Source organism: Marinoscillum sp. MHG1-6 (assembly GCF_024714475.1).
Taxonomy (GTDB): domain Bacteria; phylum Bacteroidota; class Bacteroidia; order Cytophagales; family Cyclobacteriaceae; genus JAMZMI01.
This window is the reverse complement of the sequence record NZ_JAMZMI010000008.1, coordinates 97378-115215: the sequence shown is the minus strand read 5'-3', so window position 1 is coordinate 115215 and position 17838 is coordinate 97378. Positions and strand designations below refer to the sequence as shown.

Genomic DNA, 17838 nt, shown 5'->3' with positions numbered 1-17838 from the left:
CCCTAATATTTAGTCACAGGATAAAGGAAAATATCCCTAAGGAAGAAACTAAAAAACGATTACCTAAACTTACTCCACCGGCTCCATGACTGTCTCTTTGTAGTACTTATTACGATATTCGACAGGTGTGAGGCCGGTGATCTTTTTAAAGACAGTACGAAAGGCTTTGGTGTCCGTGTAGCCAACGTCGAACATTACCTCGGCAACATTTTTTCTGCTCATTTCAAAGCTACGTTTGGCCGCTTCCATGCGTACCCTCTGAAGATATTCGACTACCGTATTGTTGGTGGCTTTTTTAAACCGTCGTTCAAAACTTCTTCGACTAATCGCAAAACGATCAGCCAGCTCATCCACCGTAAACCGCTCTTTGAAATTCTCTTCAATGTATTCCTGGGCCCTTTTAATCTCTGGATCATGATGATCCTTCTGACCAGTAAAAATAGTGAACGCCGATTGGCTCTCACGGTCAATATCAATGGCAAAATATTTTGAAGCTAAAATAGCGGTATCACGATCCGCGTATTTTTCCAGCAGATATAAGAGCAAGTTCCAAATCGAGTTCGCCCCTCCACTACTGTAAATGCTTCCAATATCTGTAATGATCTCTCCTTCTACCACTTCCACCTCCGGATACATCTCGGAAAATTCGGCATAATAAGCCCAATGGGTTGAACACTTCTTACCATCAACCAATCCGGTTGAACCCAATAAAAAGGCTCCGATGCACATACTGGCGACTTCAGCTCCCTGTGAATACATTTTTTGAATCCAGGGAATCAACGGACGGTTAAGCTCCACGGCCCTTCTCATATCTCCATAGAGCGCTGGGATGATCACCACATCCGTTTTATCAACAGTATCAACGTGCCGTTGCACTTTTACACAATACTCTCCGTCGTTGGCATAAATTTCATCCTTTACACCTACGTATTCAACTTCGAATAACGGCTGTTTACCAGTGGCTTTCAGAAATTCATTGGCTGTTTTAAACAATCGATACGGCGGAGTAATGGCCTCAATTACCGCTGACTCAGGAACAATTACAGAAATCCTTTTCATAGATCAAATCTAATTATTTAACCTGTCGTAATCAACCTCACATAGTGTCGTTTTCACACCCCAAAATAGATCAATAAATCGATGATGTTTGTAAAGACTAACGATAACATATGACCATCCCCATTCCATATCTTTCATTTGATGGTGACTGCAAAGAGGCCATGCAGTACTATCAACACTGCCTTGGTGGTGAATTGTCTATTGAGCTGGTGGAAGACTTTGAAGAAGGTGAAAACCTTCCAGCAGATATAAAAAACAGGGTTGTTCAGGCAACGCTCCAATCAGAATCAATAACCATAATAGGAACTGATCTTCACGACGCAGATCAACTAATTAAAGGCAATAGCGTTTCCATTCTATTGGATGGAGTAAATGAGGAAGACCTCCATCGTGTTTATGAAAACCTTTCCAAAAATAGCGCACTCTCACGCCCCTTAACCAATACTCATGCAGGTGGCTTTTTTGGAAGTTTAACTGACAAGTTTGGAGTCAACTGGCTCTTTCATTTTTCTAATTCACAAAGCCAATACTGACATGACTATTCAAAACAGACCACACCTGATTTTCGATGGCAATTGCGAAGCTGCACTTCAATTATATCAAGGATACTTTGGTGGAGACATCTATCTTCTCAGAGCTCAGGACACGCCCATGTCTGATGAATTCCCACCCGATAAAAAAAGCATTATCATGTTCGCCTCTCTTACAGGAGGCAAGATGGACATCACTGCGGGAGAGATGTCTCCAATAGAGGGATTCAAACAGGGAAACGATGTAATGTCCTTTCTATCCTTTACTGACTCTAAGGAAATCAGGGAATGCTACGACCACCTCAAAGATGGTGGCGAGGAGCTTGATCCCTTGAAAGAAGCTTTTTGGGGTGACCAATTTGGGGTTGTAAAAGATAGATATGGTAAAATATGGATGTTGACTTTACCAACTGAAAAACAGTGAGCAATGGTTGAGATCTTTAAAACAAACATTAGTTCTGAAGAGCAGGCCGCTTCGATTGTAGAATATCTCCAATGCAATTTTCCAGGCATTCATTTCAATTTTGACCTGGATGATTGCGATCGGATTTTGAGGGCGGCCCCATCAACTCAGAAAATGGATATTGAAGCCATCATAGATACACTTCGTACATTTAACCTGGACTGCGAAGTATTGGAGTAAGGCTAGAGTTTTCGAATAGTCAATGTAGTTTTCCGATATTATGACGGAAAAAACAGCACAACTAATTGACCAATTAAAGCTTCAACCTCACCCGGAAGGAGGTTATTTCAGGGAGACTTACCGCAGCAATGGTACAATACACATAGAAAGCCTCAGTAAACTTTATGATGGCAAGAGGAACTACTCTACTTGCATCTATTTTTTGCTCACCTCAGATAAGTTTTCCGCATTCCACAAAATCCACCAGGATGAAATCTGGCATTTTTATCAGGGATCTCCTATTCACCTTCATATGATTCAACCAGATGGGACGTACGATAAAATCATCATAGGAAGTAACATTGACAAAGGAGAGGTTCCTCAAAATGTGGTGTCCGGAGGCACCTGGTTTGCTTCTGAAGTTATCGCTGAAGACGGCTATGCTTTAGCCGGATGTACCGTTGCTCCGGGGTTTGATTTCAATGATTTTGAATTGGCTGAACGCAAGTCACTTATTGATTTGTTTCCTGAATACAGGGAGTCTATTACTCAACTCACCAGAGGATGATAACGTAGCCGTGAAGGTCATAGGTTAATTTATTTTTATTTAGACTGATTCTAAATAATCTTGTATAAATTTGCCAAGCCTTGATTTAAAGCCTTTTCAATTACAGTAATGAGAAAAGTATCAGTCGTATTATCGGATTTTCAGTTCCTGACAAGGGAAGGACTCATCCATATGGTTGAAAATAACAGTGATTTCTCTCTGGCCGGGGTAAATGAAGGACCTGAAGGCTTGTTAGAAATGATTCTGGACAAACACCCTGACGTCTTATTACTTGATTATCAAAGTCAGGATCCCATATTGCTTACTCTTCTTAAGCAAATCCTGCAATCGCACGCTACTAACGTGTTGATCATTACCAACGATACTCAAAAGGCTTCAATCCAAAATTTGCTAAAGCTTGGCGTAAAAGGGATTGTAACTAAAGGTTGTAGCAAACTGGAGATTGTCAATGCAATTCACTCAGTATCTAAAGGCAGCCGATTCTTTTGCAACAAGGTGCTTGATCTTGTGATGACCCCAGAAGAACCCCGGGTTGAGGATTGTCTACCTACCGAGCTTTCACCCAGAGAAAACGAAGTTCTTCAACTTATAACCAAAGGATTTAAGACAAGTGATATCGCAGATCATTTGAATGTCAGCGTGCATACCATAAATTCGCACCGCAAAAACATACTGAAGAAGCTAAACCTAAAGTCTCCTACCGAATTGATCGTTTTTGCTATGGAGTCCGGTTTGGTGAAATCTTGATAAATATTACCACATTGACTCTGGATCAATTACCCGTTAATCAACCCGCAAAAATTCAAAGACTGGCTAAGACCGGATTGACTTCGAAGCTGGTAGAAATGGGTTTATACCCGGGTAAGGATATCAAGGTTATATTCAAAGCACCCCTGGGAGATCCTTTAGCAATAGATGTGGATGGCTATACCTTGTCATTAAGGAAAAGTGAGGCGTCGCAAATAGAGATTGACTGATGAAGGTAGCATTAGTAGGAAACCCCAATTCGGGAAAAACATCCATATTCAATCACCTGACTGGCTTAAACCAAAAAGTCGGGAACTATCCCGGAATCACCGTGGATAAAAAATTTGGGCCTCTGGTAGGTCAGAAAGATGTCCAGATCCTTGACCTTCCCGGCACCTATAGCATCTATCCGAAATCACAGGATGAGGAAATCGTCACCCAGGTTTTAGGAGACAAAAAACATGAAGATCATCCTGATTTGGTCATCATGGTGGTGGACATCACCAATCTCGAGAGAAACCTCCTCCTCTATTCACAAATCCATGACCTTGGTCTGCCGACCATCATCGCGCTTAACATGATGGACCTCGCCGAGCGAAAAGGTGTCAACGTCAATATCAGCAAGCTCAATGAGCTATTCCAAACACAAGGCACCATTCCATTAAATGCCCGAAAAGGAACACATATAGATCAGCTCAAAGAAGCGATCAGCAACTTCAAACCCGTGGAATCAAAGCATTCGCCTATTGTTGAAGGAGAATTTATTGACGGAAAAGTCAATGCCAATTCAGGTGAGCAAGATGTTTGGGCCGAAAAGCGATATACCCGGATCAGGCAGATGCTCAAGTTCTGTTTGGAGAAGACGGATGAAAAGACCAGCAAAACCCTGCGATTTGACAAGCTGATCACTCACCCCATTTTGGGTTATGCGTTCTTCCTGGCGTTGCTATTTATCATCTTCCAGGCCATATATGCATGGTCTGAATGGCCCATGGACCTGATAGACTCAGTCTTCATCAACCTTAGTCAGTGGACCAAATCTAACCTACCGGAAGGTGTTCTTACCAACCTGATTGCCGAAGGCATCATACCCGGGCTCGGTGGAGTAGTCATCTTCATCCCGCAGATCACCCTGCTCTTTGCTTTCATCTTTATCATGGAAGAAAGCGGGTACATGGCCAGGGTTGTTTTTATCATGGATCGATTTATGAGGCCCTTTGGTCTCAATGGCCGCAGTGTGGTTCCTTTAATGTCCGGAGTGGCATGTGCGATTCCTGCTATCATGGCGACTCGGACCATCGATCATTGGAAGGAGCGATTAATTACCATCATGGTGACGCCTCTGATGAGTTGCTCTGCCAGGCTCCCTGTTTACACATTACTCATTGCGGTAGTGGTTCCCGATACCAGCATAGGTTTTTTCAATCTCAAGGGAATTGTTCTTATGGGAATGTACCTCATAGGCATCCTGGCTGCGTTTCTGGCATCAATAGTCTTTAGGTTTATCATAAAATCAAGACAAATGAGCTTCCTGATCATGGAGCTCCCAAGCTATAAAATCCCAAGATGGAATAATCTGACCTTCACCCTCATTGAGAAGGTAAAAGTATTCGTATGGGAAGCTGGAAAGGTGATCATGGCGATCTCCATTGTGCTGTGGGTGATGGCTTCTTATGGCCCATCTGATCGTATGGAAAAAGCGGTTAGCCAAATTCCAAAACCCCAAACAGAGGAAGAGGTTGAACAATATGAAAGTCAGGTAGCTTCCGCGAATCTGGCTAATTCATACATTGGCATCATTGGTCACGGAATAGAACCTGTGATCCGACCATTAGGATACAACTGGCAAATCGGAATCGCTTTGATTACTTCTTTCGCCGCGAGAGAGGTCTTCGTAGGATCAATGGCCACTATCTACAGTGTTGGAGAGGACTTTGAAGAGGATGTTTCGCTCATTAACAGAATGAAAAGCGAAATCAACCCTACAACCGGCAGTCCGGTTTATACCCTGGCTTCGGGGCTGTCATTAATGATCTTTTATGCTTTTGCCATGCAGTGTATGAGTACGCTGGCCATCGTGCTTAGGGAAACTAAAAGTTGGAAATGGCCGTTGATCCAATTGCTATATATGTCAGGATTGGCATATTTTTCAGCATTATTTGTCTACCAAATTATGCAGCCATGATACAGCTCATCATTGTTGTACTTCTCTTCCTAATTGCCGCAGGGTTTCTGGGTAAAAAGCTCTTAAAGGGCTTTTTCAGGTCTCAACACGACTGCGAAGGCTGTGCAGTATCAGAGGTTATGAAACAAAAAAATCACTACAAGTAGTGATAATGTTTACTACGCATAGCTATTGAACCAGTGGAACTCTTCGATGTACTTTTGCATTATTTAGAAAGATTCTAGATAGTATACACATTGCAAGCATTCGACGACATAAACTTTCACTCAGATGAGTGTTCATCATTTTCAACCTCAAAAGAGGGCGGAATGATCAATATGACCGAATGCGTTTTTAAGAAGTGCTGCGAGAAGTATAAGAAGAAAAAGAAAAAACATTGCAAGAAGTGTCCGAACAGATGATTTCATCAGAAGCTCAACATACACATCACCTGGTTTATCAGACAAAGAACACCACGCTATTACAGTGCGATGATTCTGGAAAATACGTGATCAGACTGTTTGATCAGGAGATTGTTCTGAGCCCGTGTGCATTGATCGCTTTCAAAAAGCGTATCAAGGACATTGACATGATCCAATTGTTTGATGTGAATCACTCCGGTATTGAAATCATCAGCCTTACTTATTGTGACAGGATCTTTGTTTTTTCCATTCAGGAAATCCTCGAACTTCGAGACCTGCTAGAAGGCACCTTTACCATGCTAGAGCTTAATAGCATGATCCACAAAGCCATCAGACGCCAACTTTAGGCTTCCTCTTTTTATTAAGACTGATTATAAATACTTGTCAGAATTAACATCTCTGGCACTTTTCCGTTTCCTTTGTTGTAGTTATAACACACTAAAGAAAAGAAAGTAGAGATGAAACGAGTATGTGAATTCAATCATTGCAATTTAAACTTAATGCGATGATTGAATTTAATATGAGTTCCATGTCTCCGTTAAAAAATAATTGAAAGACATGAAAGATATATTAAGAAGACATCAGGTTTTGAAAGAGGAAATCGTTACCATCCTCAACAAGCAGATCAAAATGGAAGCCAAATCGTCTGCCGCATATCTGGCTATGGCTGCTTGGTGTGATATCAATGGATATGACAATTCAGCTGACTTTTTCTTTAAGCAATCCGATGAGGAAAGAAAACACCAACTGAAACTGTACCACTATCTATGTGATATGGAGTGTCAGGCTGTCTCACCCACTGTGGATGAATCACAGCACGACTTCACTTCTCTAAGAAGCGTGTTTGAGGCTGCTCTTGAGCATGAGATAGCTGTAACAGATGCGATTCATGACATCGTAAGAGAGTGCAGAAAGCATGGTGACATTGCCACTGAAGAGTTTATGAGATGGTTCGTTCAGGAACAAATCGAAGAGGAATATGTGGCGAGAAGAATTCTCGAACTATTTGACGTATTGGGGGAGGACAAAATTGCCCTTGGCATGTTCGAAGAGCGAGTACTTCACGTTGAATACGATCAGGGAGCTTAATTGAAAATGATATAAATCAAAAAGGAGAATCAGAAATGGTTCTCCTTTTTTCGTTTCGAGTTATAACACCATTGATTAATAACTCAACTCTTTAAGCTGGATCAAGCAATAAAGTTGTGGTGAGATTGTATTCATCATTGAAAACCTCTTATAGAATTGATTACTTCTCTTCATTGTACATGCTTGCCCTCTTTATATTCCCCCTAAAAGTTACGCTAGCCATGCCATGCCATGACTGACGAGGGCGCTACTAGAAGAAATCATGTCATGACATTTTAAACAATTTCTTCCTACCTGCCATGGAGGTCTTCGGCATTGAAGGAATTCCGATCAGAAATTCAAATATTTGGATGCATACTTTTGAATCCGTTGTTTGAGTCCCGATAACGTCGGGATGAGTTTTGGATTCATTACCTATTGAATTTGAATTTCCGGAATTACTTCACAGCCTTGATTTTGGCTTCCGTTTGCATCAAAGCAAATGGAAGGGATATTCAACCTTGGGAGGAGATGTGAAAAAAGGGATCTCTTATCTATACTGACATAGGTATGCTGTGTTCTCTGCTACTTTCAGCTTAAAAGATGAGTTAGCCGGAACTTCAAATGACTGTCCACTGACATAATCCGTCCACCCCTCTTCGCCTGCCTGCTGAATGGTGAGTTTACCTTCCACTACAGTCATGATTTCTTTGCTTTCCGTACCGAATTCATAATCACCCGCAGCCATTACGCCCACACTTGATTTTCCGTCTGCATTTTCATAACCCAGCGATTTCACACCACCGTCGAAATACTCATTTACTTTGATCATTGTTTTAATATTTTGTCCAAACTGATTGATATCCTCCGAACCCGTTCCGGAAAGAAATCTGGCGAAGATACACCTGAAGCCATTTATTTACCCCTATCCTTTCCTCATTTTGTGTTTAACACCTACCTTGCCGTCCCATGAAAATTGGCCTCATTTCGGACACCCATTACCATCTTGAAGAAAGTGTTTTTGAGTATTTTAAAAACTGCGATGAGATATGGCACGCCGGAGATATTGGGGGTATGGAAGTGCTTCAGAAACTTGAGTCCTTTAAGCCTACCGTTGCCGTTTGGGGCAACATCGATGATCACCAGGTAAGGGCCGCTACCTCAGAGGGACATGTCTTCGAACGTGAAGGAGTCCGGGTGCTCATGACACACATCGCCGGAAGGCCCCCAAAATACAACAAACAGGTTCATCAGCACATACTCAGGTATAAACCCCGAATCCTGGTATGCGGACATTCTCATATCCTGAAGGTCCAGCCCGATAAAGCCAACAACCTTATCTATATTAATCCGGGTGCAGCGGGCATACATGGGTTTCACAAAGTCAAAACCATCATGCGCTTTGATCTGAAGGCAGGTAAAATTGAAAATATGGAGGTCATCGAACTGGGCCTGAGAGGACAATTATGACCATCAGATCAAAAGACCTGACGGGACAAATCGTCATTCCTGCGAAGGCAGGAATCCCATAAGATTACTTAGACACGTGTCTACACGACCAAAAAAAGATTTCGACCGCAATACAATTGCGATCGATCGAGTACCCGAGCGAGTTCAGGGAAGGGTTTATAGGTCCGAGTTACAAACTCGAACCAATCCAAGGACAAAATGATACTAGCTAGCTGACACAAACCATGATAAGACTCGCCTAATGCCCCATTTCTGCGTCACGAATCGACTTAAACTCAGAACCTTCCTTCCATTCCGGCCAGTCTTCTGAATTGCCAAGCACTTTCCCTAGCTCATAAAACAGCTCCACATCCTGCTGCATGCCCGCCATTTTCCAATCGGTTTCCTCCAGAGTAAATTCATCCGCAGGTAAGTGGTAGGCCTCCACATTGTAAGCATCCCTTACCTCCTTCGCATAAGCAACTCCCCCATCAACAGCTTCATACGCACCATAGGCGTAGAACGCCGGGATGCCCACTTTGGCAAACTGAAAATGGTCCGATCTGAAGAAAAAACCTTTTTCCGGTTCCGAATCAGGATATAAGTACCTTCCTTGCTCCGCAGCAAGTCCTCCGGCTATATCTTCCAATTCCGACTGTCCATATCCAATGACCGTCAAATCCTTCATCAGCCCCATGTAGTACATACCATCCATGTTAATGTTGGCAACCGTCTTACTCGTCGGATAGACCGGATTCGCAGAGTAGTATTTCGAACCAAGTAAACCCTGCTCTTCAGCCGTTACGGCCAGGAAAACCAGCGACCGCTTCGGTTTTACCTCCTGATTCGCAAAAGCTGCCGCAATACACAGCATACTGGCCACACCTGATGCATTATCATGAGCTCCGTTGTAGATCGAATCTCCATCTACGACAGGTCCCACACCTAAATGATCCCAGTGAGCAGTATAGATAATCACTTCATCAGGCCTTTCTGTACCCTCAATTTTGGCAATAACATTTTGAGAGACATCCTTTTTAATTCCATTCTCCACGAATGTTGATGCGGTCAATCCAAGACTTACCGGCTTAAAGTCTTTGCTTCTGGCTTTTTCCACAAAATTTCTCATATCAACTTCGGACGCTTCAAATATTTTGATCGCAGCATCTCTTGTTACCCAACCCTGTATAGCAGGCTGATAACCTCCCTCTGCTTGATCCAAAAAAAGACTGGCACCACTCCATCCATTTTGAACCACATTCCATGGATATCCCGCCGGGGCCGTTTGATGCACAATGAAAATCCCTGCGGCCCCCTGACGAGCGGCCTCCTCATATTTGTAGGTCCACCGACCATAATAGGTCATGGTTTCTCCTTTGAAAAACGTACTATCTTCACTTCCAAACCCTGGATCATTGACCAGGACGATCACGGTTTTTCCCTCCACATCCAATCCTTCATAATCATTCCAACCATATTCGGGGGCCACGATTCCAAAACCTGCAAAAACAAGCTCTGAGGATTCTAAGGTGACCTTCTCTTCTACTCGCTCTGTGAAGGATACAAACTCAGATCGCCACTCCAGGCTTAGGGGTTCTTGACCTCCTTCGATGATCAGCTCTGAGGATGGCTTACAATCTAATTCTACCAGAGGCACTTCCTGAAAAAAGCTGTCGCCATTGCCGGGCTGAAGTCCATACTTCTCAAACTCACCCTTCAAATAAGCCAACGTCTTCACCTCCCCCTCAGTAAAGGGCTTTCGACCCAGAAAGTCGTCTGATGCCAGTACTTCAATATGCTTTGCAATAGACAGGGTATCGATAATAGAGGTGCTGCTCTGATTTTCGGATGGCTGCTGGCATCCATAAATGAAACTAGCCGCCAACAGGATGTATAAATATTTTTGCATGATCATGTGAGTTGAAATGTTCAGGTTTCAATTTGCAAAAAACTGAATCAAATCCGAAAGTAGTTTTCGAAGAATGGTGATTATCGAGGATAGGCCAATCGGATTAAAAGAGTCAATCAAGTCATTTTCTTCCAATCATTGATATCTTTAAACCTAACCTTATGAGACTATTATGAGACTATCATTACTAAGTATTATTATTTCTTTTTTAATTCTAAGCAATTGCCAACCTAAACAACAAGAGTCATTAGATACAACCACCCCGTCGTTATCTAAACTATGGGAAACTGACACCTTGTTACAAACCCCCGAATCAGTGATTTTCAATCCCACAGATAGTTTGCTATATATTTCATGCATCAATGGGGTGCCTTCAGGCAAGAAAGATGGTGATGGGTACATCGCGAAAATATCCGCTAAGGATGGTAGTATGGTTCAACTCAATTGGGCAACTGGACTTCATGCACCCAAAGGAATGGGCATTTATGATGGAATGCTCTATGTCGCGGACATTGATAGCGTAGTTGTTATCAGTCTTGCCAGTGGCGAGATTGTCAAAGGGTATTGGGTTGAAGGTGCCGATTTCTTAAATGATATTGACATCTCAGATTCAGGAGAAGTGTACATCTCAGATTCGGGAACAGATAAAGTTCATTTACTCCTGGGTGATTCGGTAACCACCATGCTTGAATCAAGCGATTTCGGACGCCCAAATGGATTATTACATCTTGGAGATAAAATGATGATGGCTACTTCCGGATCGGGGAACTTTTATACCATCAACACAACAGATTGGACCTACAATATTCTAACTGATTCGTTGTTTTCAGGAGATGGCGTTAAGCAAATAGGCGATGATTTCATTGTTTCCTGCTGGAAAGGTGAGATTTACTATGTTGCTGCGAACGGCGAAAAAACATTATTGCTCAATACTGAAGAAGCTTTCAACACTGCGGACATTGAATTGCTTCCTGAAAGCAAAACTGTTTTTGTGCCTACCTTCTTTGGAAACCAGGTGATCGCCTATCAGCTTAAAAACTGAAATAATCTTTTCAACATCAGGAACAGCCACCTGTCATAAGATGTGGCATTCTTGTTTCAAGTCTTTTTAACTTTAGTCAAAACAAAACACCCCTTAAAATGAGACTATCATCGAACCTGCTAGTGATTTCCTTTGGTACTCTACTATTCTTTCAATGTAACCGGCCTGCCAAAGAAGAGGTACAGGAAAACGAACAAATCAAGAATAAATTGGAAGATTATAAAGAAGTCCGACTGACCACAGACCTCAGTCATTTATCGGAAAAACAAAAGGCTATGATTCCTAAGCTCATTGAGGTGGCCAAAATAATGGATGAGCTTTTCTGGTATGAAGCTTATGGAGATAAGGATGCTTTCCTAACTGGTCTGACTGAGGCTGAAATGCGCTATGCTGCCATCAATTATGGACCATGGGATCGCTTGAATAATAATGAGCCTTTTCTTGAAGGTATTAAAAGCAAACCCGAAGGTGCCAACTTCTACCCTGTGGATATGACCAAATCGGAGTTTGACAAAGTGGACCTTCCAGGAAAACAAAGTGCCTACACCTTCTTGCGACGAGATGCAGAAAGTGAGCTTTATGTCATTCCCTACTTCGAAATGTTCTCTGATCAAGTTAAAAAAGCCTCCAACATCCTGAAGGAATGCTCAGAATTAGCTGAAGATGAAGGTTTTAAACAATATCTATCGCTCAGAGCTGATGCACTGCTCAACGATGAATATCAGGCCAGTGATATGGCGTGGATGGATATGAAAAACAATGACATTGATTTTGTTGTGGGACCAATCGAGAACTATGAAGATAAGCTATTCGGATACAAAGCGGCTCACGAAGCTTACTTATTGATAAAAGATAAAGAGTGGAGTGAACGTTTATCGCAGTACGCAGCTTACTTGCCGGAACTTCAGCAAGGGCTACCAGTGCCGGTGGAATATAAAGCAGAGGAACCGGGAAGCGATGCCGACCTTAACGCCTACGATGTTATCTACTATGCCGGAGATTGCAATTCAGGTTCCAAGACCATAGCCATCAACCTTCCCAATGATGAGCAGGTACAACTGGAAAAAGGTTCTAGAAGGCTTCAACTCAAAAATGCCATGCGTGCCAAGTTCGATGAAATTTTGGTGCCTATATCGAAGGTATTGATTTCACCCGAACAGCAACAATTCATCACATTTGATGCCTTTTTCGGCAATACCATGTTTCACGAAGTCGCTCACGGTCTTGGGATTAAAAACACGATTGACGGAGTAGGAACAGTACGTGCTGCCCTTAAAGAGCATAACAGCGCATTGGAAGAAGGGAAGGCCGATATTCTTGGGCTTTATATGATCACTCAACTTCATGAAAAGGGTGTGATTGAGGTGGACCTAAAGGAGTATTATACTACCTTCATGGCAGGTATTTTTCGTTCTGTCCGTTTTGGAGCTGCCAGTTCTCATGGTAAAGCCAATATGATCCGATTCAATTTCTTTAAAGAGAAAGAGGCATTTACAAAATCAGAAGATGGCACCTATACTGTGGACTATGAAAAACTACAAACAGCCATGAATGACCTCTCAAAACTGATCTTAACCCTTCAGGGTGATGGTGATTATGCCGGGGTTGATGCTTTGGTAAAAGAGAAAGGAATGATTAGTGAAGAACTACAGTCTGACCTTGCCAGACTGGAAGAAGAAAACATTCCGGTGGACATCGTCTTCGATCAAGGCATTGAGGTACTGGGGCTATCTGAATAGGTGTTGAATCTAATTGAAGACCAGATACTTTCAAGCTTTGGAGAATCCGTTTCATAGCTACAGGCCATTTAAAGTGATCCTTATGAATTAATTCCTCTTAATAGTTTTCTTTTCAGTATTTTAGGCGCCAAAAGAGACTAATAATTTGAAGTTTTCAGAACTAGGTCTAGACCCGAAACTACTAGAAGGAATTGAAGCGATGGGGTTCGAGAATGCCACTCCTGTTCAGGAGGCGACCATCCCTGTCATCATGGATGGGAAGGATATTATCGCTTCCGCACAGACAGGTACCGGTAAAACTGCAGCTTTTCTCCTGCCTGTGATCCATAAAATATTACAAAGCCCATTAGAAGAGCACATCTCCGCATTGATCATTGTCCCGACCAGAGAACTGGCCGTACAAATTGACCAACAGTTGGAAGGGCTTTCCTACTACACTCATGTGAGCTCGCTTGCCGTTTATGGTGGTGGAGATGGCTCTTCATTTGAGAGGGAGAAGAAAGCTCTATCTGAAGGCGCCGATATCATTATAGGTACGCCGGGAAGGTTGATCGCTCATCTGAACATGAAATATGTGAAAGTAGGGCAACTGGATACCCTCATACTTGACGAGGCTGATCGCATGCTGGATATGGGATTCAATGAGGATATCATGAGGATCATTTCCTTCCTACCCAAAAAACGACAATCATTGCTTTTCTCGGCCACCATGCCTACCAAAATCCGGGCATTGGCGAAAGAAATTCTTAAGGATCCGGAAGAGGTAAATATTGCGATTTCAAAACCCAATGAGAAGATCGTCCAGGCTGCATTTGTGGTTTACGATACCCAGAAAATCCCTCTGGTAAAACATATCCTGAAGGCAGACTGGCTGAAAAGCGTGATTGTTTTTTGTTCTACAAAAGACAGTGCCAAGCAATTAACTCGTGACCTCAAAAAAGCAGGACATCCGGTAGAGGACATTCACTCAGATCTCGATCAAAAGCAGCGAGAAGATGTACTTGGTCGTTTTAAAAACAAAAAGCTGGTCACACTCATAGCCACTGATATTCTTTCACGAGGTATAGATGTAGAAGATATTGACCTGGTGATCAACTATGATGTACCAAACGATGGCGAGGATTATATCCACCGAATCGGAAGAACAGCCAGAGCTGCGTCCAAAGGAGCTGCATTTACCTTTGTAAATGAAAAAGAACAGGTTAAAATGCTGGCTATCGAAGAACTTCTTGGCAACCCGGTACCAAAAGCAAAAATCCCGGAGCACATTGGTGAAGGACCGGTTTACAGCCCGTCTAAGCCTGGGAGAGGTAAGAAAAGAAGCTTTAGAAAAAAGAATAGATAATCTCTTCTACGCATCCAAGTACACTACCGCCATAAATCGGTGCCCAGTGCCTTTCTTTTCAAAGACCGATTTATGATTGGGTAAATCAGAACCGATAGCAGTATGAGGGAGGTTCCCAGGTAAAATCCGGAGGTCATCTTCTCGGTTTCCGGGAAAAGGAATAGTGCCATCAAGATCCCGTAAACCGGCTCCAGGTTGGTAGTCAAATTCACAAAGAAGGCCGACAGCCTTCTCATCAAAAGAACACCATACGAGAACGCGAACACCGTACACACCAGAGACAGGATCAACAAATACCCCAGGTCACTCCAGCTTGGACTCAACTGCAAGGATCCACTTTCACTTAGGTCGCTGTAGAATGGAAAGAAAAGCACAATCGTCAGACAAGCCCCTATCATTTGGTAAAAGGTAATCACGTAAGGATCGATGCGCTGAATAAGCCGGGCGTTAATCACCGAGAAAATTGTCGCCAGAAAAGCTGAACCTACAGCTACGGAAAAACCGAGAATATTATCAAACTCGACGTTGAACACGATAGCTATCCCAACAAAAGCAATGGCGCTTAGAACGACTTCAAACAGTTTGATCTTTCTCTTAAAAAACAATGGCTCAATAAGACTGGTCCACATGCTGCACGTTGCCATGCCTGCTAGACAAATAGAGATATTTGCGAGACGTGCAGCCAGGAAAAACATGATCCAGTGTGCGGCTATAATGACTCCAACGGCAGTCACGACCAGATAATCTTTTGATGCCGTGAAAGTCAGTGGTTTTCGCCAAACAGATAGAAGCACCAGCAATCCAATGGAAGCAAAAAGTGTTCTGAAGAAAACTATTTCTACGGGAGGCAAATCGATAACCGCACCCAGAATAGCTGTGAAACCCCAGATGATCACCACAAAATGAAGCATGGCGATATCTCGAAACTCCTGGCTCATCTTGGCACTGTACGATACATGAATACCCCTACAATCGTAAATACAATATTCGGAATCCAAACAGCCAGGAATGGCGGTTGGATAGAGCCCGCTTCAGCAATAGCCTTGGCCAGAATAAAGAAGATGATAAATACGAAGGCGATAAAGAAACCAATAGCAATCTGAAAACCGGTCCCCCTCCTATTCTTCCTTGCCGAAACAATTAATGCTATCAGACAGAGAATAATCACGGCAAAAGGCTGCATGTAACGAATATATTTCTCGATTACATAAACCTGCACATCATCTGCTCCACGAGACTTTTGAAGTTCAATGTAATCGTAGAGCTCTGGAAAAGTCAGGGTTTCCTGACGCCGCTCGCTGTTTTTAAAATCAGCCGGAGACAAAGCGAGTGTTGTATCCAGCGTTTCACGCCTCTCTGCCTCTGTAATGATTTCTGTATCATCGAGGATTTGTCTCTTTTGCCATTGGAAAAATTGCCATTTTTCAGTGGCGGTATCATACTGCATTCGCTTGGCAGTAATTTTCTCCACTAACTGGTTATTCTCAATTTTCTCCAGTGTGACGATGTAGCCAATATCCCTTTGATTGTTGTAGCGATCGATGTAGATATAATCCGTCTGACCAATCTTAATATGAATATCGTTGTCGTTGTAATAGAATGGCTTTTCAATGTAGTCCAGCTCAAAGGTGATCCTGAATTTATTCGCATCAGGAAGCACGAACCCATTGAGATAAAAGCTCATACCCGCGATCAAAGTAGCGGCCATAAGGTAAGGCACCATCAGTCTGCGAAAACTAATCCCTGACGCAAGAATGGCCACAATTTCAGTATTGGAGGCCAGTTTAGCAGTAACAAAGACTGTGGCAATAAACGAGGTAATAGGCGTCAGGAGGACTGCAAAGAAAGGGAAGAAGGTCATGTAATACCTGAAAATGAGATTTCCGGGTACCTCATTTTTCATGAAATCATCATTCTTCTCCGTGAAATCGATCACACAGATGATAACCACCAGCCCAATCACCACAAAGAGGAAAGTGACGATCAGCTTTTTCAGAATGTACCAATCGAGTTTCTTGATCACAGCCTAGTGGTTACTTTCTTCACCATTGTGTTTTTCCATTCAGCAAATGTACCCTTTTGAATTTCCAAACGGGCCTGTTTTACTAACCACAAATAGAATGACAAATTGTGTATGCTGGAAATTTGGGCTCCCAAAATCTCTTTCGAAATAATCAGATGTCTTAGATAGGCCCGGGAATAAAACGTGCTCACATACCCACCCATATTTGGATCAATTGGAGAAAAGTCTGATTTCCACTTCTCATTTTTGATATTGATGATTCCTTCAGAGGTGAACAGCATGCCATTTCGCGCATTCCGTGTTGGCATCACGCAGTCAAACATATCAATTCCCAGCGCTATGCATTCGAGTATATTTTCGGGTGTCCCCACCCCCATCAGGTAACGTGGCTTGTCTTTTGGTAAAATACCACAAACCAAATCGGTCATCGCGTACATGTCCTCATGAGGTTCCCCTACCGAAAGTCCTCCGATGGCATTCCCTTCCCTGTCCTTACTCGCAATATATTCAGCCGATTTCATCCGCAAGTCGGGATAGGTACTTCCCTGAATAATCGGAAAGAGTGTTTGGCTATAACCATAAACAGGTTCTGTCCGATCAAAATGCTCCGTACAACGATCTAACCAGCGGTGGGTCATGTGCATGGAACTTTCCGCATACTTTTTATCACACGGATAGGGTGTGCACTCATCAAAAGCCATGATAATATCCGCACCAATGGTACGCTGGATGTCCATGACATTTTCAGGAGTGAAAACATGTTTTGAACCGTCAATATGAGATTTGAACGTAACTCCCTCTTCCGTGATCTTGCGATTGTCACCAAGACTATAGACCTGGTATCCGCCACTATCGGTAAGAATCGGCTTATCCCACCCATTGAATTTATGCAAGCCCCCAGCTTGATTGATTACGTCTAGTCCCGGACGTAGGTACAAGTGGTAGGTATTCCCAAGGATGATTTGTGCGGTAATATCATAGTGAAGTTCGCGCTGATGAACTGCCTTAACCGTTCCGGCTGTTCCCACAGGCATGAAGATGGGTGTTTCGATTTTTCCGTGGTCCGTTTCAATGAGCCCGGCTCGTGCTCCGGACTTTGGATCAGTATGTTGAAGTTCAAATTTCATAATCAGGTGGCAAAAATAGTTGTA

Annotated in this window: 19 protein-coding genes; 13 read left to right on the top strand and 6 right to left on the bottom strand. The window is 42.8% G+C overall.

Annotation, left to right across the window (positions count from 1 at the left end; translation table 11 throughout):
• Window positions 1-69: 69 nt before the first annotated feature.
• On the bottom strand, window positions 70-1059 hold the full coding sequence (locus NXR94_RS15610) for a GlxA family transcriptional regulator (RefSeq protein WP_258105600.1): 990 nt from the start codon (window positions 1057-1059) through the stop codon (window positions 70-72).
• A gap of 110 nt (window positions 1060-1169) precedes the next feature.
• On the opposite strand from NXR94_RS15610, the gene NXR94_RS15605 reads away from it, so the two are divergent.
• The 9 genes from NXR94_RS15605 (at window position 1170) to NXR94_RS15565 (ending at window position 7201) form a co-directional block, all read left to right on the top strand.
• Window positions 1170-1592 (top strand): VOC family protein, encoded by a 423-nt coding sequence (locus NXR94_RS15605; protein WP_258105599.1) that lies wholly within the window; start codon window positions 1170-1172, stop codon window positions 1590-1592.
• A 1-nt stretch (window position 1593) separates the two neighbouring features.
• Window positions 1594-2013: a VOC family protein gene (locus NXR94_RS15600; protein WP_258105598.1), complete on the top strand. Its 420-nt coding sequence runs from the start codon at window positions 1594-1596 to the stop codon at window positions 2011-2013.
• A gap of 3 nt (window positions 2014-2016) precedes the next feature.
• A complete protein-coding gene (locus NXR94_RS15595; RefSeq protein WP_258105597.1) occupies window positions 2017-2232 on the top strand; it encodes a hypothetical protein in 216 nt (71 codons plus the stop codon).
• A 40-nt stretch (window positions 2233-2272) separates the two neighbouring features.
• The gene (locus tag NXR94_RS15590) at window positions 2273-2779 is read left to right on the top strand and encodes a cupin domain-containing protein (protein ID WP_258105596.1); all 507 of its coding nucleotides are present in this window, start codon (window positions 2273-2275) and stop codon (window positions 2777-2779) included.
• 108 nt (window positions 2780-2887) lie between these two features.
• The gene (locus NXR94_RS15585; RefSeq protein WP_258105595.1) at window positions 2888-3526 is read left to right on the top strand and encodes a response regulator transcription factor; all 639 of its coding nucleotides are present in this window, start codon (window positions 2888-2890) and stop codon (window positions 3524-3526) included.
• 14 nt (window positions 3527-3540) lie between these two features.
• Window positions 3541-3756 carry a FeoA family protein gene (locus NXR94_RS15580; RefSeq protein ID WP_258105594.1) on the top strand — a complete coding sequence of 72 codons (216 nt, stop codon included), beginning with the start codon at window positions 3541-3543 and terminating at the stop codon, window positions 3754-3756.
• Complete coding sequence (gene feoB, locus NXR94_RS15575) at window positions 3756-5711, top strand: ferrous iron transport protein B (protein WP_258105593.1); 1956 nt, start codon at window positions 3756-3758, stop codon at window positions 5709-5711. The genes NXR94_RS15580 and feoB overlap by 1 nt, the downstream gene beginning before the upstream one ends.
• 397 nt (window positions 5712-6108) lie before the next feature.
• On the top strand, window positions 6109-6459 hold the full coding sequence (locus NXR94_RS15570) for a hypothetical protein (protein ID WP_258105592.1): 351 nt from the start codon (window positions 6109-6111) through the stop codon (window positions 6457-6459).
• Window positions 6460-6670: 211 nt separating this feature from the next.
• Window positions 6671-7201, top strand: a complete 531-nt coding sequence (locus NXR94_RS15565; protein WP_258105591.1) for a ferritin — start codon at window positions 6671-6673, stop codon at window positions 7199-7201.
• Between the two features lie 529 nt (window positions 7202-7730).
• Here NXR94_RS15565 and NXR94_RS15560 read toward each other — a convergent pair.
• Window positions 7731-8012, bottom strand: coding sequence for a pyrimidine/purine nucleoside phosphorylase (locus NXR94_RS15560; protein ID WP_258105590.1), 282 nt, complete (start codon window positions 8010-8012; stop codon window positions 7731-7733).
• A 137-nt stretch (window positions 8013-8149) separates the two neighbouring features.
• On the opposite strand from NXR94_RS15560, the gene NXR94_RS15555 reads away from it, so the two are divergent.
• Window positions 8150-8650: a metallophosphoesterase gene (locus NXR94_RS15555; RefSeq protein ID WP_258105589.1), complete on the top strand. Its 501-nt coding sequence runs from the start codon at window positions 8150-8152 to the stop codon at window positions 8648-8650.
• Window positions 8651-8888: 238 nt separating this feature from the next.
• On the opposite strand, the gene NXR94_RS15550 is transcribed toward NXR94_RS15555, so the two are convergent.
• Window positions 8889-10538 carry a M28 family metallopeptidase gene (locus tag NXR94_RS15550; protein ID WP_258105588.1) on the bottom strand — a complete coding sequence of 550 codons (1650 nt, stop codon included), beginning with the start codon at window positions 10536-10538 and terminating at the stop codon, window positions 8889-8891.
• A gap of 172 nt (window positions 10539-10710) precedes the next feature.
• On the opposite strand from NXR94_RS15550, the gene NXR94_RS15545 reads away from it, so the two are divergent.
• The 3 genes from NXR94_RS15545 to NXR94_RS15535 all read left to right on the top strand — a co-directional run bounded on the left by NXR94_RS15545 (window position 10711) and on the right by NXR94_RS15535 (window position 14664).
• Window positions 10711-11580 carry an ATP-binding protein gene (locus tag NXR94_RS15545; protein WP_258105587.1) on the top strand — a complete coding sequence of 290 codons (870 nt, stop codon included), beginning with the start codon at window positions 10711-10713 and terminating at the stop codon, window positions 11578-11580.
• Between the two features lie 98 nt (window positions 11581-11678).
• Window positions 11679-13319, top strand: coding sequence for a Zn-dependent hydrolase (locus NXR94_RS15540; protein WP_258105586.1), 1641 nt, complete (start codon window positions 11679-11681; stop codon window positions 13317-13319).
• Window positions 13320-13464: 145 nt separating this feature from the next.
• A complete protein-coding gene (locus tag NXR94_RS15535) occupies window positions 13465-14664 on the top strand; it encodes a DEAD/DEAH box helicase (RefSeq protein WP_258105585.1) in 1200 nt (399 codons plus the stop codon).
• A gap of 23 nt (window positions 14665-14687) precedes the next feature.
• On the opposite strand, the gene NXR94_RS15530 is transcribed toward NXR94_RS15535, so the two are convergent.
• The 3 genes from NXR94_RS15530 to tgt are packed head-to-tail and all read right to left on the bottom strand — an operon-like array spanning window position 14688 to window position 17814.
• The gene (locus NXR94_RS15530) at window positions 14688-15602 is read right to left on the bottom strand and encodes a DMT family transporter (RefSeq protein WP_258105584.1); all 915 of its coding nucleotides are present in this window, start codon (window positions 15600-15602) and stop codon (window positions 14688-14690) included.
• Entirely contained in the window at window positions 15599-16687 is a 1089-nt protein-coding gene (locus tag NXR94_RS15525; protein WP_258105583.1) for an LptF/LptG family permease, read from the bottom strand. Before NXR94_RS15525 ends, NXR94_RS15530 begins: the two co-directional genes overlap by 4 nt.
• A complete protein-coding gene (gene tgt, locus NXR94_RS15520) occupies window positions 16684-17814 on the bottom strand; it encodes a tRNA guanosine(34) transglycosylase Tgt (RefSeq protein ID WP_258105582.1) in 1131 nt (376 codons plus the stop codon). The genes NXR94_RS15525 and tgt overlap by 4 nt, the downstream gene beginning before the upstream one ends.
• Window positions 17815-17838 lie beyond the last annotated feature (24 nt).